Annotated in this window: 24 protein-coding genes; 19 read left to right on the forward strand and 5 right to left on the reverse strand. The window is 40.1% G+C overall.

Annotated elements, in window-relative coordinates:
• The first annotated feature begins 3 nt into the window (after positions 1–3).
• From AC1DIV_RS00960 to AC1DIV_RS00995, 8 genes are read left to right on the forward strand one after another with little or no spacing between them, the layout of a single operon-like run.
• Positions 4–582, forward strand: a complete 579-nt coding sequence (locus AC1DIV_RS00960) for an ECF transporter S component (RefSeq protein ID WP_034312445.1) — start codon at positions 4–6, stop codon at positions 580–582.
• Positions 583–600: 18 nt separating this feature from the next.
• A complete protein-coding gene (locus AC1DIV_RS00965; protein ID WP_477575629.1) occupies positions 601–2064 on the forward strand; it encodes an ABC transporter ATP-binding protein in 1464 nt (487 codons plus the stop codon).
• On the forward strand, positions 2065–2841 hold the full coding sequence (locus AC1DIV_RS00970; RefSeq protein ID WP_477575630.1) for an energy-coupling factor transporter transmembrane component T family protein: 777 nt from the start codon (positions 2065–2067) through the stop codon (positions 2839–2841).
• Between the two features lie 39 nt (positions 2842–2880).
• A complete protein-coding gene (tenI, locus tag AC1DIV_RS00975; protein ID WP_477575632.1) occupies positions 2881–3492 on the forward strand; it encodes a thiazole tautomerase TenI in 612 nt (203 codons plus the stop codon).
• A gap of 1 nt (position 3493) precedes the next feature.
• On the forward strand, positions 3494–4618 hold the full coding sequence (gene thiO, locus AC1DIV_RS00980; RefSeq protein WP_477575634.1) for a glycine oxidase ThiO: 1125 nt from the start codon (positions 3494–3496) through the stop codon (positions 4616–4618).
• Between the two features lie 14 nt (positions 4619–4632).
• Entirely contained in the window at positions 4633–4836 is a 204-nt protein-coding gene (gene thiS / locus AC1DIV_RS00985) for a sulfur carrier protein ThiS (RefSeq protein ID WP_034312438.1), read from the forward strand.
• A 1-nt stretch (position 4837) separates the two neighbouring features.
• Positions 4838–5605 carry a thiazole synthase gene (locus AC1DIV_RS00990; protein WP_048678633.1) on the forward strand — a complete coding sequence of 256 codons (768 nt, stop codon included), beginning with the start codon at positions 4838–4840 and terminating at the stop codon, positions 5603–5605.
• A complete protein-coding gene (locus AC1DIV_RS00995) occupies positions 5602–6621 on the forward strand; it encodes a thiazole biosynthesis adenylyltransferase ThiF (RefSeq protein WP_477575635.1) in 1020 nt (339 codons plus the stop codon). The genes AC1DIV_RS00990 and AC1DIV_RS00995 overlap by 4 nt, the downstream gene beginning before the upstream one ends.
• Before the next feature lie 184 nt (positions 6622–6805).
• Here AC1DIV_RS00995 and AC1DIV_RS01000 read toward each other — a convergent pair whose 3' ends face one another.
• Entirely contained in the window at positions 6806–6949 is a 144-nt protein-coding gene (locus AC1DIV_RS01000) for a small acid-soluble spore protein P (RefSeq protein WP_063576391.1), read from the reverse strand.
• Between the two features lie 116 nt (positions 6950–7065).
• Here AC1DIV_RS01000 and AC1DIV_RS01005 point away from each other — a divergent pair, with 116 nt between their 5' ends.
• Positions 7066–7329: a hypothetical protein gene (locus AC1DIV_RS01005; protein WP_048678629.1), complete on the forward strand. Its 264-nt coding sequence runs from the start codon at positions 7066–7068 to the stop codon at positions 7327–7329.
• A 162-nt stretch (positions 7330–7491) separates the two neighbouring features.
• On the opposite strand, the gene sspO is transcribed toward AC1DIV_RS01005, so the two are convergent.
• A complete protein-coding gene (gene sspO, locus AC1DIV_RS01010; RefSeq protein WP_034312428.1) occupies positions 7492–7644 on the reverse strand; it encodes a small acid-soluble spore protein O in 153 nt (50 codons plus the stop codon).
• Positions 7645–8029: 385 nt separating this feature from the next.
• Between sspO and acnA the strand changes: the two genes are divergently transcribed.
• The 7 genes from acnA to AC1DIV_RS01045 all read left to right on the forward strand — a co-directional run bounded on the left by acnA (position 8030) and on the right by AC1DIV_RS01045 (position 13455).
• The gene (gene acnA / locus AC1DIV_RS01015; RefSeq protein WP_048678624.1) at positions 8030–10741 is read left to right on the forward strand and encodes an aconitate hydratase AcnA; all 2712 of its coding nucleotides are present in this window, start codon (positions 8030–8032) and stop codon (positions 10739–10741) included.
• Between the two features lie 205 nt (positions 10742–10946).
• Positions 10947–11480 (forward strand): redoxin domain-containing protein, encoded by a 534-nt coding sequence (locus tag AC1DIV_RS01020; protein ID WP_477575637.1) that lies wholly within the window; start codon positions 10947–10949, stop codon positions 11478–11480.
• A gap of 365 nt (positions 11481–11845) precedes the next feature.
• Entirely contained in the window at positions 11846–11974 is a 129-nt protein-coding gene (locus tag AC1DIV_RS01025) for an FbpB family small basic protein (protein WP_072272906.1), read from the forward strand.
• A gap of 130 nt (positions 11975–12104) precedes the next feature.
• Positions 12105–12248, forward strand: a complete 144-nt coding sequence (locus AC1DIV_RS01030) for an acid-soluble spore protein N (RefSeq protein ID WP_048678620.1) — start codon at positions 12105–12107, stop codon at positions 12246–12248.
• A 67-nt stretch (positions 12249–12315) separates the two neighbouring features.
• Complete coding sequence (gene tlp, locus AC1DIV_RS01035) at positions 12316–12561, forward strand: small acid-soluble spore protein Tlp (protein WP_048678618.1); 246 nt, start codon at positions 12316–12318, stop codon at positions 12559–12561.
• A gap of 144 nt (positions 12562–12705) precedes the next feature.
• Positions 12706–13137: an acyl-CoA thioesterase gene (locus AC1DIV_RS01040; protein WP_340876243.1), complete on the forward strand. Its 432-nt coding sequence runs from the start codon at positions 12706–12708 to the stop codon at positions 13135–13137.
• 24 nt (positions 13138–13161) lie between these two features.
• Positions 13162–13455, forward strand: coding sequence for a hypothetical protein (locus AC1DIV_RS01045; RefSeq protein WP_054396157.1), 294 nt, complete (start codon positions 13162–13164; stop codon positions 13453–13455).
• Between the two features lie 37 nt (positions 13456–13492).
• Here AC1DIV_RS01045 and AC1DIV_RS01050 read toward each other — a convergent pair whose 3' ends face one another.
• Positions 13493–13789 (reverse strand): HesB/YadR/YfhF family protein, encoded by a 297-nt coding sequence (locus tag AC1DIV_RS01050; RefSeq protein WP_034312410.1) that lies wholly within the window; start codon positions 13787–13789, stop codon positions 13493–13495.
• 90 nt (positions 13790–13879) lie between these two features.
• On the opposite strand from AC1DIV_RS01050, the gene AC1DIV_RS01055 reads away from it, so the two are divergent.
• Entirely contained in the window at positions 13880–14365 is a 486-nt protein-coding gene (locus AC1DIV_RS01055; RefSeq protein ID WP_048678614.1) for an NUDIX hydrolase, read from the forward strand.
• 240 nt (positions 14366–14605) lie between these two features.
• Here AC1DIV_RS01055 and AC1DIV_RS01060 read toward each other — a convergent pair whose 3' ends face one another.
• Positions 14606–14755 carry a YycC family protein gene (locus AC1DIV_RS01060; RefSeq protein WP_082609358.1) on the reverse strand — a complete coding sequence of 50 codons (150 nt, stop codon included), beginning with the start codon at positions 14753–14755 and terminating at the stop codon, positions 14606–14608.
• 325 nt (positions 14756–15080) lie between these two features.
• Between AC1DIV_RS01060 and AC1DIV_RS01065 the strand changes: the two genes are divergently transcribed.
• Positions 15081–16379 carry a protoglobin domain-containing protein gene (locus AC1DIV_RS01065; RefSeq protein WP_477575639.1) on the forward strand — a complete coding sequence of 433 codons (1299 nt, stop codon included), beginning with the start codon at positions 15081–15083 and terminating at the stop codon, positions 16377–16379.
• Positions 16380–16433: 54 nt separating this feature from the next.
• Here the strand turns inward: AC1DIV_RS01065 and plsY are convergent, their stop codons facing one another.
• On the reverse strand, positions 16434–17021 hold the full coding sequence (plsY, locus tag AC1DIV_RS01070) for a glycerol-3-phosphate 1-O-acyltransferase PlsY (protein ID WP_048678604.1): 588 nt from the start codon (positions 17019–17021) through the stop codon (positions 16434–16436).
• Between the two features lie 489 nt (positions 17022–17510).
• Between plsY and AC1DIV_RS01075 the strand changes: the two genes are divergently transcribed.
• The gene (locus tag AC1DIV_RS01075) at positions 17511–17921 is read left to right on the forward strand and encodes a CoA-binding protein (RefSeq protein ID WP_289349827.1); all 411 of its coding nucleotides are present in this window, start codon (positions 17511–17513) and stop codon (positions 17919–17921) included.
• Positions 17922–18131: the final 210 nt, after the last annotated feature.

The raw sequence follows: 18131 nt of genomic DNA on the forward strand, positions 1-18131 counted from the left end.
ACAATGAAAAAAGGATTGAAATTAACGGATATATTAGTCACGATCGTGATTGCGGTAGCATTTGGAATCGTTTATATCCTTTGGGGTTCGATTTATTATTCCGTTAAACCATTAGGATTACATCTGGATCAACTTATTTATGGAATGTGGTTTATAGCTGGCCCTGTCGCCTTTTTCATTTTACGGAAACCGGGTGTGGCACTTTTGGCGGAGATAGCTGCAGCTTCAGGGGAATTCTTTCTAGGTTCCCCATGGGGGCTGACTGTACTGTTATATGGGGTGGTCCAAGGTTTGTTCGCGGAACTGGTGTTCATGGGGTTCAAATATAAAAAATTCAATATGCCGGTGGCCGTTTTAGCTGCGATGGCTTCCTGCCTGGCATCAGTTATCATGGATTTTGCATACGGGGAAATAGGTGCGCTTTCTACTTGGAATCTATCGTTATTCATGATAGCGAGGTTTGTGGGTTCCATATTCTTTGCAGGTGTGACCGCTTATTATCTAGTTAAAGTCCTGGAAGCAACAGGGGTAACTAATCTTGTGCGTCCGGTTTCCAATAAAGATTATGCAGAACTTGATTAAAAGAAGAGGTTGAGGGCCATGGAACCAATCGTTTCTGTTGAAAAGTTAAGAATGAAATTTCCCGGTGATGAATCTTTGATATTCAAGGACCTATCACTATCATTTGATCAGGGAGAAAAAGTGTTATTGTTGGGACCATCTGGATGTGGTAAATCCACTCTGTTGCAAGTGTTAAGCGGATTGATTCCGAATTCCATCGAAGTCCCGATGAAAGCGGAGAAATTGAAATGCCCTTCTTCATGGGGGTATGTTTTTCAAGACCCTGATAGCCAGTTTTGCATGCCATTTGCCGATGAGGAAATTGCCTTTGTCCTAGAGAATCTTTCCGTCCCTAAAGAAGAAATGAAAGAGAAGATTCAAAATCATTTCCGTAAAGTAGGATTGAACCTGGACCATACAAGTATTGACACATTATCAGGCGGGATGAAACAGCGTCTGGCAATTGCTTCAGTATTGGCCCTTGAACCAGAAGTTATATTTTTAGATGAACCGACCGCCATGCTTGATCCAGAAGGAACGAAAGAAATCTGGGACTTGTTGAAGGAAGTCGGAAAAGACAAAACGGTTATTATCGTCGAACATAAAATTGACCATGTTTTAGAATTCATCGAACGAATCGTGCTTTTAAACGATGACGGTCAAATCATAGCTGATGGTCCAAGAGACACCATTCTTTCCCTATATAAAAATGAAATGAGAGAACATGGAATTTGGTTCCCTGGTGTTTGGGATGAATATATACAGAGTAATGCACCCACTAGGGAATACCATTTTACAGATGGTTTACCCCTTCTGGATGTGCAAGGATTTAGCGGTTTTCGGAATAAAGAGGAAAAAATACACGTTGAAGAGCTGAAGGTGCATTCAGGAGAATGGATTGTGATCAGGGGAGAAAATGGAGCGGGCAAGAGTACACTTTTGCATGCATTGATGCAATTCATAAAAACGAAAGGTACGTATGAATTATTGGGGAACCCCATTAAAATGGTGAAAAATCCAACGGATCATATGACGTTTGTCTTTCAAAATCCTGAGTTTCAGTTCGTTGCAAATACTGTATATGAAGAGATTGCTTATTCATTGCGTATTGATAAAAGGCCGCAACAAGAAATAGATGAGAGAGTCCGCTCATTGCTTAAAGTTTTCCGTCTTGAGGCACATCGGGATAAACATCCATTTCAATTATCAATGGGGCAAAAGCGTCGCTTAAGCGTAGCAGCCTCAATCGTAATAGACAAAAAAATCATTCTCCTGGATGAGCCGACCTTTGGTCAAGATTCGAAAAATACCTTTGCATTACTGGAATGGTTTGAGGAATATCGAAGACGTGGAATAACAGTGATCATGGTAACTCATGACGATCATATTTCAAAAAACTTTGCAACCAGGATCTGGACGGTTAAGGACGGAAATGTAATAAGTGATGAAAACATCGCGCAAGCCGGATTTGTTGAGACCAAAGTTAAAAGGAGTGTCATGTAGATGAATGTTTCAAACACGGAAACATGGCTCCATGGAATTAATCCAAGCCTTAAACTTGGTGTGCTGATTGTGTTATGCATCGTGGCGTTATTCATTCACGACCTGAATTATATGATGAATATCACCATTGGCGTATTACTTTTATTTTTGTTTTTTACCGGGCATTCGATAAAACGCATCCTGCTTTTGTCGATTCCCTTTTGTTTCATTTTTATATCCACCTCGTCTGCCATGATATTATTCGGGCAAGGTGAAAAGCTTTGGTTTGAGTGGGGACTCATATCGATTACGGAAGAAAGTTTCATGAGGGGATTACTCGTAGGCTTTCGAGCTTTGTTCTTTGCGGTCCTTGGTTTAACTTTTTCCTTAACGACGAGACCAGTGAACTTGTTTTATTCGTTAATGCAGCAAGTTAGGCTTAAACCGAAATATGCCTATAGTTTCATGGCGGCATTAAGGCTGATTCCCATCATGATGGAGGAGTTCCAAACGATACGGAACGCGATGAAGGTACGCGGTTTCGAAAGGGGAAAAGGAATAAAATCGGTATATTTTAAAATGAAAGCCTACTCCATCCCGTTGTTATCCGGAAGCATCAGACGTGCACACCGAATCGCGGTTGCGATGGAGGCAAAGCGATTTACAGACAGTCGGGATCGAACATACTATTATGAATTCGGGTTTTCAATAAAGGACCATGGTTTCATTCTGTATTTTATCATCCTGCTGTTGGCCGGCTTTTATCTATCGATTCAATTCCCGTTAGTATCCATTTGATTTTATGAGATTGTAACTTTACTAGTTGGGGGTTCTAGTATGAATGCACATGAATTGCATATTATTTCCACTGGGAAACAGCCAATTGAAAAGTTTGTGGAAATCGCTTCAAACATTCAGGAACATGTCGATTTCTTTTATCTAAGGGAAAAGCATAGGAGTGCATCGGAACTCTATCAAGCAGTGAGGCTATTACATGATAATAAGATTCCGCTTTCTAAGATCATCATTAATGACCGGGTGGATATAGCCTGGGTACACAAAGTATTTGGTGTGCAATTGGCTTTTCATAGTTTAGATGCAGAAGTCGTAAAAGGAGCTTTTCCAGGGATGAATGTTGGCTGTTCGATCCATTCCATGGATGAAGCGAAAGCTGCATTCAGCAAAGGGGCCGATTACGCAATTTATGGACATGTTTTTGAAACGGCTTCAAAAATGGGCCTTCCTCCCAGGGGAGTTGAGGAGCTTCATGCAATCTCAAGAAATGCCAATCTTCCGATAATTGCGATAGGAGGAATAACACCTTTTAATTGCCAAGTCGTGCTGGATGCGGGGGCACGCGGAATTGCGGTCATGTCAGGTGTGCTTGAAGCTGAAAATCCGATTGAAGCTGTTAAAGAATATGCGAAGTCTTTGGGAAAGGAGACATAAGATGAATTCCATATATGATGCAATCATTGTAGGGGGAGGAGTAATAGGTGGGTCCATTGCATTTCAATTAGCCAAGCGAGGTAAAAAGGTCCTTTTATTGGAAAAAGACAGACTAGCCAGTAAAGCATCCAGTGCTGCAGCCGGGATGTTAGGGGCACAAGCCGAGTTAGATGCTGATAATCCCCTTTTTACATTGGCAAGCCGAAGCAGAGGGATGTTTCCTGCACTGGCGGAAGAATTAAAAGACATAAGTGGAATAGACATCGAATTAGTGAACAAGGGCATGTTTAAGGTGGCGCTATCGAGTGATCAAGTAGCGGAGTTAAAGAACATGATCAGAGTCCAGCAAGATGCGGGGCTTGAGGCTGAATGGCTATCGACCGCCGAAATAAGGAAAACGGAACCGCTTTTATCGGATGAGATAAAAGGAGCCATGTTCATTCCGAATGATGGACAAGTTTCAGCCACGAGGCTGTCGCTCGCTTTTACTGAATCTGCAGCTGCACTTGGTGTGGATATAAAGGAATTTGTTCATGTCTCCGATTTGGTTACGGAAAACGGATGTGTAACGGGAGTTGTCACGGACATAGGTGGATTTTCAAGTGAAAATGTCATCGTGGCAGGTGGCGCTTGGAGTGCTTTCCTTCTAGAAAAATCAGGGATCAGGCTCGACAGTTATCCAGTAAAGGGAGAGTGCTTTTCCGTCCTGACCGATCGTCCATTGCTTGAAAAGACAATCTTCTCACATGGCTGCTATCTTGTGCCCAAAGTTGGCGGAAGAATCATTGTCGGGGCAACGGTTAAAGCGAACACTTTCGATCAAAAGGTAAGTCTTAACGGGATTTCTACGTTAATTGAAAGAGCAACGCAATTGCTTCCGGCGATTAAAGGAACCGAATTGGAAAAGACATGGGCAGGTATACGCCCCCAAACTGGGGACGGCTTGCCGTACTTTGGTGAACATCCGGCATGCAAAGGACTTTTCATTGCAACGGGGCACTATAGGAATGGCATCTTGCTTTCTCCGATTACAGGTGTACTTATAGCGGATATTTTGGAAAGGAAGGCAAATCCMGAATGGTCCCCTTTTCGATTGGACCGTTCGATACAGCCCCTTTTTTCTTGATGGAGGTGGATGAATTGGAATTGATTATTAACGGGGAAAAAATACGGATTCCTGCTGAAGAATCAACAGTTACAGGGCTTTTACAACACTTTAATCTACATCAAAAAGTAGTGATCGTTGAATTGAATGATGAAATATTAGCAAAAGAAAGTCTAAGTGAAACACTTTTGTCAAATGGTGACAAGGTAGAGATTGTACATTTTGTAGGAGGCGGATGATATGTTAAAGATTGGTTCTTATGAATTTTCCTCAAGATTATTATTAGGTACTGGAAAATATCCAAATTTCGATATTCAAAAACAATCAGTGGAGGTTTCGGAGACGGAAATATTAACATTCGCGGTCCGGAGAATGAACATTTTTGAAGCCAGTCAGCCCAATTTTTTGGAAAAGCTTGATTTGAAGAAATACACACTCCTTCCCAATACGGCAGGAGCTAAAACAGCCAAAGAAGCAGTGCGCATAGCCCAGCTTGCAAAAGCATCTGGCTTATGTGACATGATTAAGGTTGAAGTCATTGGCTGTCAAAAAACACTGCTGCCTGACCCGATTGAAACATTGAAAGCTGCTGAAGAATTAGTGAAGCTGGGATTCACCGTATTACCTTATACTTCGGATGATGTCTTGCTCGCTAAACGCCTGGAAGAAGTGGGGTGCCATGCAATCATGCCCGGAGCTTCACCAATTGGCTCTGGTCAAGGCATTATAAACCCACTGAACTTACGGTTCATCATGGAACAATCAGAGGTGCCGGTAATTGTTGATGCAGGGATCGGAACACCCTCTGATGCAGCAATCGCCATGGAATTAGGGGCGGATGGCGTATTACTTAACACTGCTGTTTCCGGAGCAAAAGACCCAGTCAAAATGGCGAGGGCAATGAAACTTGCCATTGAGGCAGGGCGATTGGGGTATGAAGCAGGAAGAATCGAAAAGAATGATTATGCGATTGCAAGCAGCCCGGTTGAAGGATTGAGCATTGGATGAATGAGCGTTATTCACGTCAAGAACTTTTTGGTCCTATTGGGGAAGAAGGGCAAATGAAAATTCGCAAAAAACACGTTTTGGTGATTGGAGCGGGTGCTCTCGGTACGGGAACTGCGGAAGGCCTTGTACGAGCCGGAATTGGGAAACTCACCATTGTTGACAGGGATTATGTAGAGTGGAGCAACCTTCAAAGACAACAGCTTTATTGTGAAGATGATGCACAAAAAAGAATACCGAAAGCAGTGGCAGCGAAGAATCGCCTGAATGCGCTAAATTCAGATGTAATCGTAAAATCACTTGTGGCGGATGTTTCGGTAGATGAATTGGCAAAGCTTGTTGAAGGCGTGGATTTGATATTGGATGCCACTGATAATTTCGATACAAGGATGCTTATTAACGATACTGCACAAAAATATAAAATCCCCTGGATTTACGGTGCCTGTGTAGGGAGTTATGGGATAAGTTACACGGTAATCCCAGAGATGACACCATGTTTGAATTGTTTGCTGGAAACGGTCCCGATTGGAGGACTGACTTGTGATACGGCGGGAATCATCAGCCCTGCCGTTCAAACGGTCGTTGCCCATCAAATGGCGGAAGCTTTAAAAATCCTTGTCGAAGATCATGAATCGCTGAGAAACAAAATCGTTTCATTTGATCTTTGGAAAAATGAACATTCATCCATAAATGTAGCAAAATTAAAAAAGGATACTTGTTTGTCATGTGGGGCAAATCGAACGTATCCCCACCTCTCTTATTCAAATCGAACAAAGACCGCCGTTTTATGCGGAAGGGATTCTGTCCAAATCCGGCCGGCAGTGAAGGTTGAAAGAGACTTAGCGGAACTCGAAAATAATCTTATCGCACAAGGTGGTAAGATCGACAGGAATCCGTATTTACTTTCATTTACCATTGGAACGCATCGGTTGGTCGTTTTTAAAGACGGGCGGGCGTTGATTCATGGAACAAAAGATATTGCAGAAGCAAAAACGTTATATCATCGTTATTTTGGCTGAAATGGCACCGACTTGCAATTCACGTTTATACCCGTGAAAGAGTGCCAAAAAAAGATGCCCTTATAATAGGAAGGTATCGAACATTTTCCCAATGTGACTTATTTGCTTCAGAAATATAAAACGAAAGCGGTGTCTGCCTTTTTGGGGCGGCACCGCTTTGTTATGGAACGATTATATAAGCAGCTTACATATCATGACTGCTATTATGCTTCTGACGGGAGTGCTGCCTGTTTTTCACCTTATGAGAACCGCTTAACGGTGCTGGTTGACCTGGGTTATTTCCTTTAGGAGCATTTTTTCGCATATCTTTACCATCGTTTTTGTTCATGTTCGATCCCTCCTATCTCTTAAGATAATCAGTCCGTGAAATTTTATTCACATACATATATTTGCAAACCTCGTACATGCTATTGATGGACACTATATTTAAGGAGCTGATTCCAAATGCAGGATAAACAAGATAAGCGAAGGACTTTCCAGGAAGCCCAACAAAGTTATCAACAAGTATTTGATGTTTACTCATCCATTGAGAAAAGCGCACCGAATTACGGAACGGAATTGAAACATGTGAAGCAGGAAGTGAACGAGGCCTATCAACAAATACAATCTGCTTTAGTCACCGCTTCCGAACATCAGAAAGAACAATTGAAAAAATTCGAACAGGATATCCAGGCAATCGTCAATGAGGTCAATTCTGAGGACTATTGAGTGACAGGTTCTTTCGTCATGAGTCCATGCGCATTAGTCGTGAGTTTTGCGCGTTTTACTTGTGCGTTTCCTGATTTTAGAAAGGAATAGGCTTTTTGAAAAATGCAGGACATCTGCCATTTCAAAAAGCCTATCCTATTTAAAGCCTAGAAATGAGGGGAATCATTGGTTTTTCTTTCTTTTTTTATTGTTCTGCCTTTGCATTTCCGATAATGGCGGTTCATTTCCCAGTTCATCATTGTATCCAGCCCCATTACCTTGCGCTTTTGCTGCATTCATACCTGGTATAACATGATTTGCTTTTTGTTTTGTCATTTCGACACCTCCACCCATAGAATGCGATAATGTCGAATGATTATGTATGAAGTATCAATATGTTTTGCTGGAATAATTTATCAGGCCGAAAATAGGGGTATTTTCAAGAAAATGCATATCAGCAAGGCTTCTTAAATGCACTTTAATATGTGGGGGATTTTTTTCTATAAGAGAAACTTATCAAAAACAATAACTTTCTTGTTATTTACTTATACTCATTTCTATATTAGTATTAAGTTGAAGGAAGAGTTAGGGTGGGAGAAGAGAGAGAAAATTCGACAAACTAACTTTTTTACTTATATTTATAGTAAACATGGTTTCAGTGAACCAGGTTTTACTTTCATGTGCAGAATACGTTCTGACAGTTTAATAGGGGGTAATATTCATGACGAAAAATGACGTATACCAAGCGCGTAAGTCCTTTGAAATTGATGGGCAACGCTACAACTACTACAGCCTAGACGCTATTGAAAAAGCAGGGGATGGCCAAGTATCACGCCTTCCATATTCCATTAAAGTATTACTTGAAGCGGTACTTCGCCAAGTAGACGGAAGAGTAATCACAAAAGAACACGTTGCGAACCTTGCTAAATGGGGAACAAGCGAGCAACAAGATATAGATGTTCCGTTCAAGCCTTCACGTGTAATCCTACAAGATTTCACTGGTGTTCCAGTTGTTGTTGATTTAGCTTCTTTACGTAATGCTTTCGCAGCACTTGGTGGAGATCCTGACAAAATCAACCCGGAAATCCCGGTTGACCTTGTAATTGACCACTCTGTACAAGTTGATAAAGCTGGTACAATGGATTCCCTAGATGCCAATATGGATCTTGAATTCGAACGTAATGCAGAGCGTTACCAGTTCCTAAGCTGGGCTCAAAAATCTTTCAACAACTATCGTGCAGTTCCACCGGCTACTGGTATCGTTCACCAAGTTAACCTAGAGTACCTTGCGAACGTGGTTCATGCTGTTGAAACTCCAAACGGTGACTTCGAAGTATTCCCTGATTCTGTTTTCGGTACAGATTCACATACTACAATGATCAACGGTATTGGTGTTCTTGGTTGGGGTGTCGGCGGTATCGAAGCAGAAGCAGGCATGCTTGGACAGCCTTCTTACTTCCCAGTTCCAAAAGTCGTTGGTGTTAAACTGACTGGCCAACTTCCTAAAGGTACAACAGCTACTGACCTTGCATTGAAAGTAACACAAGTTCTTCGTGCACACGGCGTAGTTGGTAAATTCGTTGAGTTCTACGGCCCAGGAGTAGGATACCTTCCACTTGCTGACCGTGCAACAATCGCTAACATGGCTCCTGAATACGGTGCTACAGTTGGTTTCTTCCCTGTTGATGCAGAAGCGATCGATTACATGCGCTTAACTGGCCGTGATGAAAAACAAATTAAAGTGGTTGAATCATACTGCAAAGAAAATGGTTTGTTCTACTCTCCTGAAAACGAAGATCCAGCATACAATGATGTTGTGGAAATCGACCTTTCAGCAATTGAACCAAACCTTTCAGGCCCTAAACGCCCGCAAGATTTGATTCCACTTTCTCAAATGAAAAAATCTTTCCATGACGCAATCAATGCACCTATGGGCAACCAAGGTTTTGGCATGGACAATTCTGAATTGGATAAAGAAGTAACTGTTAAATTTGCCGATGGAAAAGAAACGGTAATGAAAACAGGTGCGATTGCAATTGCTGCAATCACAAGCTGTACGAACACTTCTAACCCGTACGTAATGCTTGGAGCAGGTCTTATTGCTAAAAAAGCAGTTGAAAAAGGCTTGACTGTTCCGGATTATGTAAAAACATCATTGGCACCAGGTTCTAAAGTTGTTACTGGTTACCTTCGTGATGCAGGTCTTCAACCATACCTTGATCAATTAGGATTCAACGTAGTTGGTTACGGCTGTACAACATGTATCGGTAACTCAGGTCCATTGGCTGACGAAATCGAAGCAGCTGTTGCTGAGGCAGATCTTCTGGTAACTTCAGTACTTTCTGGTAACCGTAACTTTGAAGGCCGTATTCATCCACTAGTTAAAGCGAACTATCTTGCTTCTCCAACTTTGGTTGTTGCATATGCACTTGCTGGTACTGTGGACTTCGATCTTAACAATGATTCACTTGGTAAAGATAAAGATGGTAACGATGTATATCTTGCTGATATCTGGCCATCACAAGAAGAAGTTAACGCTGCTGTTAAAGCAACAGTTACACCGGAATTATTCCGTAAAGAATACGAAACAGTATTCAACGATAACAAACGTTGGAATGAAATCCAAACAAGCAACGAAGCGATTTATGCTTTCGATTCTAAATCAACATACATTCAAAATCCTCCATTCTTTGAAGGATTATCACCAGAACCGGGTTCAGTTAACCCACTTTCCGGCTTGCGTGTAGTTGGTAAATTCGGTGACTCAGTTACAACTGACCACATTTCTCCTGCAGGTGCAATCGGTAAAGATACACCAGCTGGTATCTATCTTCGTGAAAACGGTGTGAAACCGCGTGACTTTAACTCTTACGGTTCTCGTCGTGGTAACCATGAAGCGATGATGCGCGGAACATTCGCAAACATCCGTATCCGTAACCAAGTTGCTCCAGGTACAGAAGGTGGATACACTACCTACTGGCCAACAGGCGATGTAATGGCTATCTATGATGCTTGTATGAAATACAAAGCTGATGGAACAGGTCTTGCAGTAATCGCTGGTAAAGACTATGGTATGGGAAGCTCTCGTGACTGGGCTGCGAAAGGTACTAACCTTCTTGGCATCAAGACAGTCATCGCTGAAAGCTTTGAACGTATTCACCGTTCTAACCTTGCATTAATGGGTGTTCTCCCACTTCAATTCAAAGAAGGCGAAAACGCTGAAACGCTTGGATTGACTGGTAAAGAAGCGATCGCAGTTAAAATCGACGAAACAGTTAAACCGCGTGATATCGTAAAAGTTACAGCTACTGATGAAGCTGGAAACGTAAAAGAATTTGATGTACTTGTTCGTTTCGATTCCGAAATCGAAATCGACTACTACCGTCACGGTGGTATCCTTCAAATGGTATTACGTAATAAATTAAAAGGCTGATTTCAGCTTTTGGGAAGCGGTAAACCTATTATAGGTTTACCGCTTTTTTTTGTGTCAAGTTTATGAAACAATGAGATATCATGATATGATTTATAGGAATTGCACTTTTCTGCATACTCTTTTATTGTTAAGATGGAATAGGAAAGTTGTTCTAATTCTGGAAATGGACTAATATTTTTATTGTAATGGGACTAGGAGGACGAGTATGCTTAAAAAAATTATTGCTTCGGTGGCCTTACTATCACTTATTACTGTAGCGATCGTGCAGGCGATGGATAATGAATCGAAGGGAAATGGCGAAAAAGATGCTTTGGGCGGATTGAAAATTGGAGCTAAAGCACCGAATTTCTCCCTGAAAACTTTGGATGGTAAACAAGTTGAATTATCGGATTATAAGGGCAAAAAGGTAATGCTCAATTTTTGGGCAACGTGGTGCCCGCCTTGCAAGAAGGAAATGCCGGATATGGAGAAATACACACAACAAGCGGGTGATGATGTCGTCGTACTTGCAGTCAATATTGACCCTGAAAATGATGTCCAAGCATTTGTGGAGGATAATGGAATTACTTTTACCATACCGTTGGACAGTCAAAGTGCAAAAAATCCAGTGAATGAGCGCTACAAAATTCTTAGCATACCGACAACTTACTTCATCGACAAAAAAGGCATTATCAGGAATAAGGTAATTTCAGCCATGACATTAAAAGATATGGAACGAAATATAAATAGTATGCAGTAGGGTAATCTCATGAAGTTTGAAGTGATTTGCGACACACTCTGCCGAAAACCTGGCATGTTACTAGGCGACAGACGATTTCTGAAAAAAAGGAACGTTTTTTATTACAAGACGGAACCTTATGAGGTTCCGTTTTTATTGGTGTTAACAAAGTTGTCAAATTTTAATGGAAAAATCAAAAAATTTAAAAAAATATGGTTAAAGTTTATGAAAAAAGGGTTAAAGTATAGAGAGCGGCGATTATGGAGTTTTTTTCAGGTTAAAAATCTGATAATTATGACAATTTGAGGTATGGAAACCATATAGTCATAATTTTACGTTAATTTGGCAATGCTGAATAGTATATTAAAAATAAGTAGGTGAAAAGCATGAAAAAAAGAAAAAGGACATTTGAAGAATTAATTAAAGAAAACAAAAGGGAATTATTGATGGACGTTAAACAAATGGAAAGACTCGAAGAACGTCTTGAAAAAAAACATATGCAAAAGGCTGAATAGTCTTTGCTTAAAAAGAGTCAGTGCCATGAAGGTTCCTTCAAGGTGCTGGCTCTTTTTTCATAACTATTTCAAAAAATGGCATTCATGAATTTCCTCTTTTATATCCATGATAAGAGAAGGAGGCGATAGAATGGGTAATCCAAAAAAAGATTCCAAACACTTTAGACCGAGCCATCAAGGAACACAGCCAATAGCAGCGGGTGGGAACAATGGTAAGAAAATGCAGGACAAATCCGGCAAACATGCTCAGGTCATTCAAACTAAGGGCGAGTAATCAAGGGACAAGCTAATAAAGTAATCGTAATAATATTATGTAAATAATAAAACATGAGGTGAAAATAATGGGCACAAATAAGCACAATCCGGATAATCGTTTGGATAATGTTGAAAAAATTCAAGATGCAATAGAAAATACGGAAGAGAACATAACCGCTGCAAATGAAACGTTATCATTCTCTTCAGGGGAAGAAAAACAGGCAATTCAGGCTAAAAATGAACGAAGAAGAAAGAGCATTGATGGAATGAAGGAAGAAATGCAAGATGAGCAAGAAGCACGGGAAAGCGGTTATAGTAACGATAATATTTAAACAAAAAGGGGAGAAAGAGATGAGAAATCTTTCTCCCCTTTCATTTTAGTTTCAACGCAAGTCTATAAAGACAGCTTAAATGAAATTTGCACAATTGTTATGGTAAAATGTTTATTGCAAGAGAAATGAAAGTGGGGAAACAAAATGTTCATAGCTCAAAACGAAATTGAAGTGCGGTATGCAGAGACAGATCAAATGGGTGTCGTTTACCATGCGAATTATTTAATATGGATGGAACTAGGCAGGACAAAATTGATAAATGATTTAGGGTTTTATTATGCTGATATGGAAGCGGATGGCATCCTCTCACCTGTTATGGATATTCAGGCTTCTTATAAAATCCCTGTTAGATATGGTGATAAGGTAAAAATTAAAACCTGGATTGAAAAATATGATGGTTTACGCGTCGTTTATGGGTATGAGATCGTTAATGGGAAAAATGAAGTGGCGGCTACAGGTCATTCTTCCCACGTTTGCGTTAAAAAGGAGAGCTTCCGCCCGATATCCATTAAACGCATGTATCCTGAATGGCATGAGGCCTATGAGAAAAATAAAAAGCAGGATGAATTGGTTTAATTACAATTATTGAGGTGATCAAAAATGGCTTTTGGGATTAAACGGGTAGACGTGGTAGCCTGGAAGCAGAAAATCGATCAAGGCCAAATAGCTTTTTTAACTCATTATTGGCTGGATGACCGATTTCCCGGTTGCAAGACGGTAACAAAAGTCGGATGCAAGGATTTAAGGCGCTTATCGGAGTGGGGTAAGCAATACGGGCTAAAAAAAGAGTGGATTCATCACAGGAAGGATGGCTATTCTCATTTTGATCTTTTAGGGGATAAACAAGCGGAAATTCTTAGGGCGGAAGATATTGAAGAGCGCCTGCTCGATTGAACAAGAAAAAACAGCAGTTTACACCGCTGCTTTATTGTCAAGCACTCTTTTCATATTGAAATTCTGGTTCAGTCAGTTTTTCATTAAAAGTAATAAGTAAATCGTGGCCATCAAAGTACCATAAATCTTTTTCTTCTACATAAAAATTAATCTCGTTCATAGTCGTTGCGGCCGCTGCATTTTCCGGTTCTTCTTGCATGATACCTAATGAAAAGCCGCTTTGGACGGTACTATGCCCGCCATATCTTACATAAAAACGCAAATGAGAGCCTTCTTGAAGCCCTAGCTCATCAATATACCACTTAGCTGCTTGATCGGAAATGGTCAGTTTCATACTCATTCTCCTTCCTAGAGGTTGGTTATTTAAGTATAAAGTAATTATGCGGTAGATGCTAATAATGTGCGTTTAAGAAAGGAAACAACCATGAATATTATATACAATATTTGTTTCATAACTCGAAAAAGATCCAACGAAGTCGAAGTGTTGATGCTATTTCGCCAAAAGGATCCCAATCGGCATAAATGGAATGGCATAGGCGGGAAAATAGAAAAAGGTGAAACCATCGATGAATCGATGGAACGCGAAATTCTTGAAGAAACTGGTTTGAAAGTAAAGGGGATGAGCTTTCGAGGGATCGTGACATGGAATGAAACAGGTGGAATGTATGTTTACAGAGCTGAAGATGCAGGGGGAGGGCTATCTGCCTGTGATGAAGGGGAACTTGCCTGGAAGCCATTTCAATGGGTTATGGAGGCAAGTGATGTAGTGTCCAACATAAAGTATTACCTGAAAGATATATTACAGGATGAACCACCACAAGAATTTGCATGCACCTATGAAAATGAACATTTAATATCAGTCAAAAAGAAGCCTCTGCCTGATATGGCAAAAGAATTGACTTACAATTGAAAACCGCCTTTTTGATTCCTGAGCCATCTAACAAAGTGGCAGGGGAATATTCGGACTATTGATATATTTATGAGTTATACAAGACTCTGAAATTATATATTGTGAGGATAAAACGAAATGCCATCTAATTAATTTCCTCATAAAGACGGGGCCGGTAAAAGGGTATACGGAATGGTATTGCCCGTAAGATCGTTTCGTACACATATGAGCACACACAATAATAGCTGCAGATTCCTGCAGCTATTTTGTATTGCCTTTTTCTTTTGCTTCAGCCTCGGCAAGCTTTTTCAGCAAGACTGGTGTGGGCATATGCATGATTTGCTCTAAAGGCAAGTTAAGTGACTTGGATAACTTTAATGCAGTTTCCGGTGATATTTGCAGTGGCTTCATGGCACTTTCTCCTATCGATATGTAATAACTAGTTCCAGTGTAGCCTCTGTTCAACAATTATTCAATCCTTACTTGATTCTTTCTCCAATAAACGAATTCCAAACCATTCTTTCGATTTGAAGTAATGTAGAAATGGTTTAGGTCCTTTTACCTTGACAAAAGAATCGTGCAGAGTCCACAATGAAATATAAATAGTCTAAATAGTTCATTTTTTCAAGGATGGTCTGACTTCCTTTCAATTAAATGGGTATAAAGATTCACGTTTCTTTGTTTGGATATAATGGATTAGCTTTGTCGTGATTTACAAAATCAGGGGGAGTGGGATATGGGGATTTTCATAAAAGTGAAGCCAATAAAAGCAAACTGGTTTCAAAAAGCAAATGAAACAGATGGCATATTGGATGTAAGCAGTGAACAGGTGAAACTTCAGGTTAATATCATCGATTTAACGGAATACGATTTAAAGCTGATCCATGCTTTTAGAGAGGCAATCGAACCCCAGGTCGAGGGAGTTGTGGATGCCTTTTATCAATCGATTCTGCAGGTTCCTGAATTGAAAGGGATTATAACGGCGCACAGCACAGTGGGAAGATTGAGAAAAACGTTAATTACTCATATGTTATCTTTATTCAATGGTGTGATTGACGATGATTTTGTTAAATTGCGGACAAAGGTGGCGAAGACTCATTATCGTATTGGCTTACAGCCCCGGTGGTATTCATCCGGTTTTCAAAATGTACAGAATCACTTGCAAAGAATTGTCTTTGAACAAACCAAAAATGAAGATGAGCAGCGGGCATTAATATCAGCGATAGGAAAGATACTCAATCTCGAACAGCAATTAGTCCTTGAGGCATATGAAGTGGAACATTTAAAGGCTAGGGAAAATCAATATAAAGAAATAAAAGATGAAGTAAAAAGGAAAATCTCGTTGGTTAGTGAAGAAGTCTTGTATTTAAGTGAAGAAACGGATGCTTCCGTTAAGCAATTGATTGAAAACGGGCAATTTGTCAAAATGCAGATCGCAACGCGCGCTGAACAATCACTTCGTTCAAAAACAATGGCTGAAGAGGGGCAGAAGCGTATGCAGATCTTAACGGAAAAGATACAAAACCTTGTTAATTTCATGAAAAATGTTGATGAAAAGATCGTTTTATTAAACCGATCTTTCTTAAGCATCACCGAGTTTGTTAAGCTTGTACAGGGAATGGCCGACCAGACAAATTTACTATCTTTGAACTCAGCCATCGAGGCAGCACGGGCAGGTGAACATGGTAATGGATTTGCGGTTGTTTCGAAAGAGGTCAGGAAACTTGCTGAACAGACTAAAAAGTCGATAGCTGAAATAGATGCAATCGTGCAATCATCAAATGTATATATGAAAGATGTTGTTGATTCTGTCCTAAGGGTCAAAGAAGTGGTTCAAGCAGGTGAGAAGGAATCTGGATTAACGGAAAATTCCTTCAATGAAATAATCGGAGTCATCAAAGGGAATATAACGGATTCTGCAGAAATGGAAATGACAATTCAGGGATTAGTGTCAATCATCCAGGAAATCGGTAACGCTACTGAAAAGGTTTCGAGGCATGCCGGTATCCTGAATAACACGGCAAATGAATTGTAGAAAGTAAAATAGGCCCATGTACGGGCCTATCTTCACATGGTAATGCACATGTTCTTATAACCATTTTACTTTAGGTTCAGTTTTATCGATAATCCGCTTGATGTTTGCACGATGCCGGTAAAAAATGAAGATCGTTATTATACCGATTACAATAATGAGCGGCAAATCACCAGTATGAAACACTAAACTGTAGATGAGAGCAAGTAGACAAGCAATCATGGAAGAAAGCGAGACATATTTGGATATATATAAGGATATGAAGAATATGAAAACGGCAAAAACGAAAAACAATGGTTCATATGCAAGAATGACTCCAGCAGAAGTTGCAACAGCTTTACCGCCCCGAAAGTTTGCGAAAATGGGAAACATATGACCGATGACCGCAAATACTCCGGCTAGCAATGGATTCATTCCCAGGCCAAGCAGAACCGGCAGAAGAGTTGCTAGGGTACCCTTAAGAATATCCATGGTAGTAACGGTTAGTCCTGCCTTGAAACCAAGTGTCCTGAAGGTATTTGTCCCGCCTAGATTTTTACTGCCATGCTCCCGGATGTCGATTTTGTAAAATGTTTTACCGATTATTAAACCGGACGGAATCGAACCGATCAGGTAGGCAGCCAGTATAGTGATAAATGTAAGCATTCTATTACCCTTTCTTTAAGAAAAATCTTCTTTTTTTATCACGTTTAAGGAAGATTGTTCCCTTTTTCAAAAATAAACGTGTAGAAATAGCTAAAAACAGCCTGAAATACCTGTTAAGCTTCTCTTATTGTAACATTTTCGTGACAAAATGGTACGGCTGTCCAAAAAAAACCCACTAAAAAAATGAATTTTCCTTGATGGACCTACATCTTTTGATATACGTTAAGTTCATGAACGGTAAAAGGTTTAGACTTCCTTATTTTCGTAAATATAAAATGAACGATGCCTCCTTGTATAAATTGTTACAATACGTGGTAGTCTGTATGAACATAAGAAAGTTAAATGAGTCATGCCTTTTCGAAACTTATTCTTTCTTGTATAATGATTTTTCTTAATAATGGTAATAAACAGCTTTTCTCTGTAAAATACCTTTGTTAGGAATACTCTTTAATCAAATATTACATTTTATTATAAAGGGGATTGAAAAGAATGATAGAAAATCCAAGCAGAGAAGAAATGGGAAAGATGTTGAAAAAATCGAAGCGCATCGCTGTCGTTGGTTTATCTGATAACCCTGAGCGCACTTCTTATATGGTATCGAAGGCCATGCAGGATAGCGGATATGAAATCATTCCTGTAAACCCTGCTGTATCCGAAGTGCTGGGTGTAAAGGCAGTTAAGGCACTGAAAGATATTGAAGGGCACATCGATATCGTCAATGTTTTCCGCCGTTCAGAGTTCCTTCCGGAGATAGCCAAGGAATTTGCAGAAATCGATGCAGATATCTTTTGGGCGCAGCTAGGAGTGGAAAATGAAGAAGCCTATAATTTTTTGAAAGAAAAAGGACATACTGTCATCATGAATCGATGTATAAAAGTCGAACACGCCCTTACTAAGTAAAATGAAGAGCGGAACTTCCGCTCTTTTTTTAAGGTATCGCTTTATTTCTGGAGAAAAACTAAAAGGCAGCCATAGCGGGCATTGAGCGGTCGGGCAAAATTAAGCCATTAAAGCTTAATTTGATTAAAATAATAAAAGTATATTTGCCAAATGAAAATTTACCGCTACAATTAGAATGGTAGCTATGATACGTTTTGTTCCATACAAATG

The organism is Peribacillus sp. 05N428 (assembly GCF_056397085.1).

Coding starts and splice junctions, on each gene's coding strand:
- AC1DIV_RS00960 (WP_034312445.1), top strand. CDS start 4: ATGAAAAAAGGATTGAAATTAACGGATATATTAGTCACGATCGTGATT.
- AC1DIV_RS00965 (WP_477575629.1), top strand. CDS start 601: ATGGAACCAATCGTTTCTGTTGAAAAGTTAAGAATGAAATTTCCCGGT.
- AC1DIV_RS00970 (WP_477575630.1), top strand. CDS start 2,065: ATGAATGTTTCAAACACGGAAACATGGCTCCATGGAATTAATCCAAGC.
- tenI (WP_477575632.1), top strand. CDS start 2,881: ATGAATGCACATGAATTGCATATTATTTCCACTGGGAAACAGCCAATT.
- AC1DIV_RS00990 (WP_048678633.1), top strand. CDS start 4,838: ATGTTAAAGATTGGTTCTTATGAATTTTCCTCAAGATTATTATTAGGT.
- AC1DIV_RS00995 (WP_477575635.1), top strand. CDS start 5,602: ATGAATGAGCGTTATTCACGTCAAGAACTTTTTGGTCCTATTGGGGAA.
- AC1DIV_RS01000 (WP_063576391.1), bottom strand. CDS start 6,949: ATGAACAAAAACGATGGTAAAGATATGCGAAAAAATGCTCCTAAAGGA.
- AC1DIV_RS01005 (WP_048678629.1), top strand. CDS start 7,066: ATGCAGGATAAACAAGATAAGCGAAGGACTTTCCAGGAAGCCCAACAA.
- sspO (WP_034312428.1), bottom strand. CDS start 7,644: ATGACAAAACAAAAAGCAAATCATGTTATACCAGGTATGAATGCAGCA.
- acnA (WP_048678624.1), top strand. CDS start 8,030: ATGACGAAAAATGACGTATACCAAGCGCGTAAGTCCTTTGAAATTGAT.
- AC1DIV_RS01020 (WP_477575637.1), top strand. CDS start 10,947: ATGCTTAAAAAAATTATTGCTTCGGTGGCCTTACTATCACTTATTACT.
- AC1DIV_RS01025 (WP_072272906.1), top strand. CDS start 11,846: ATGAAAAAAAGAAAAAGGACATTTGAAGAATTAATTAAAGAAAACAAA.
- AC1DIV_RS01030 (WP_048678620.1), top strand. CDS start 12,105: ATGGGTAATCCAAAAAAAGATTCCAAACACTTTAGACCGAGCCATCAA.
- tlp (WP_048678618.1), top strand. CDS start 12,316: ATGGGCACAAATAAGCACAATCCGGATAATCGTTTGGATAATGTTGAA.
- AC1DIV_RS01040 (WP_340876243.1), top strand. CDS start 12,706: ATGTTCATAGCTCAAAACGAAATTGAAGTGCGGTATGCAGAGACAGAT.
- AC1DIV_RS01045 (WP_054396157.1), top strand. CDS start 13,162: ATGGCTTTTGGGATTAAACGGGTAGACGTGGTAGCCTGGAAGCAGAAA.
- AC1DIV_RS01050 (WP_034312410.1), bottom strand. CDS start 13,789: ATGAAACTGACCATTTCCGATCAAGCAGCTAAGTGGTATATTGATGAG.
- AC1DIV_RS01055 (WP_048678614.1), top strand. CDS start 13,880: ATGAATATTATATACAATATTTGTTTCATAACTCGAAAAAGATCCAAC.
- AC1DIV_RS01060 (WP_082609358.1), bottom strand. CDS start 14,755: ATGAAGCCACTGCAAATATCACCGGAAACTGCATTAAAGTTATCCAAG.
- AC1DIV_RS01065 (WP_477575639.1), top strand. CDS start 15,081: ATGGGGATTTTCATAAAAGTGAAGCCAATAAAAGCAAACTGGTTTCAA.
- plsY (WP_048678604.1), bottom strand. CDS start 17,021: ATGCTTACATTTATCACTATACTGGCTGCCTACCTGATCGGTTCGATT.
- AC1DIV_RS01075 (WP_289349827.1), top strand. CDS start 17,511: ATGATAGAAAATCCAAGCAGAGAAGAAATGGGAAAGATGTTGAAAAAA.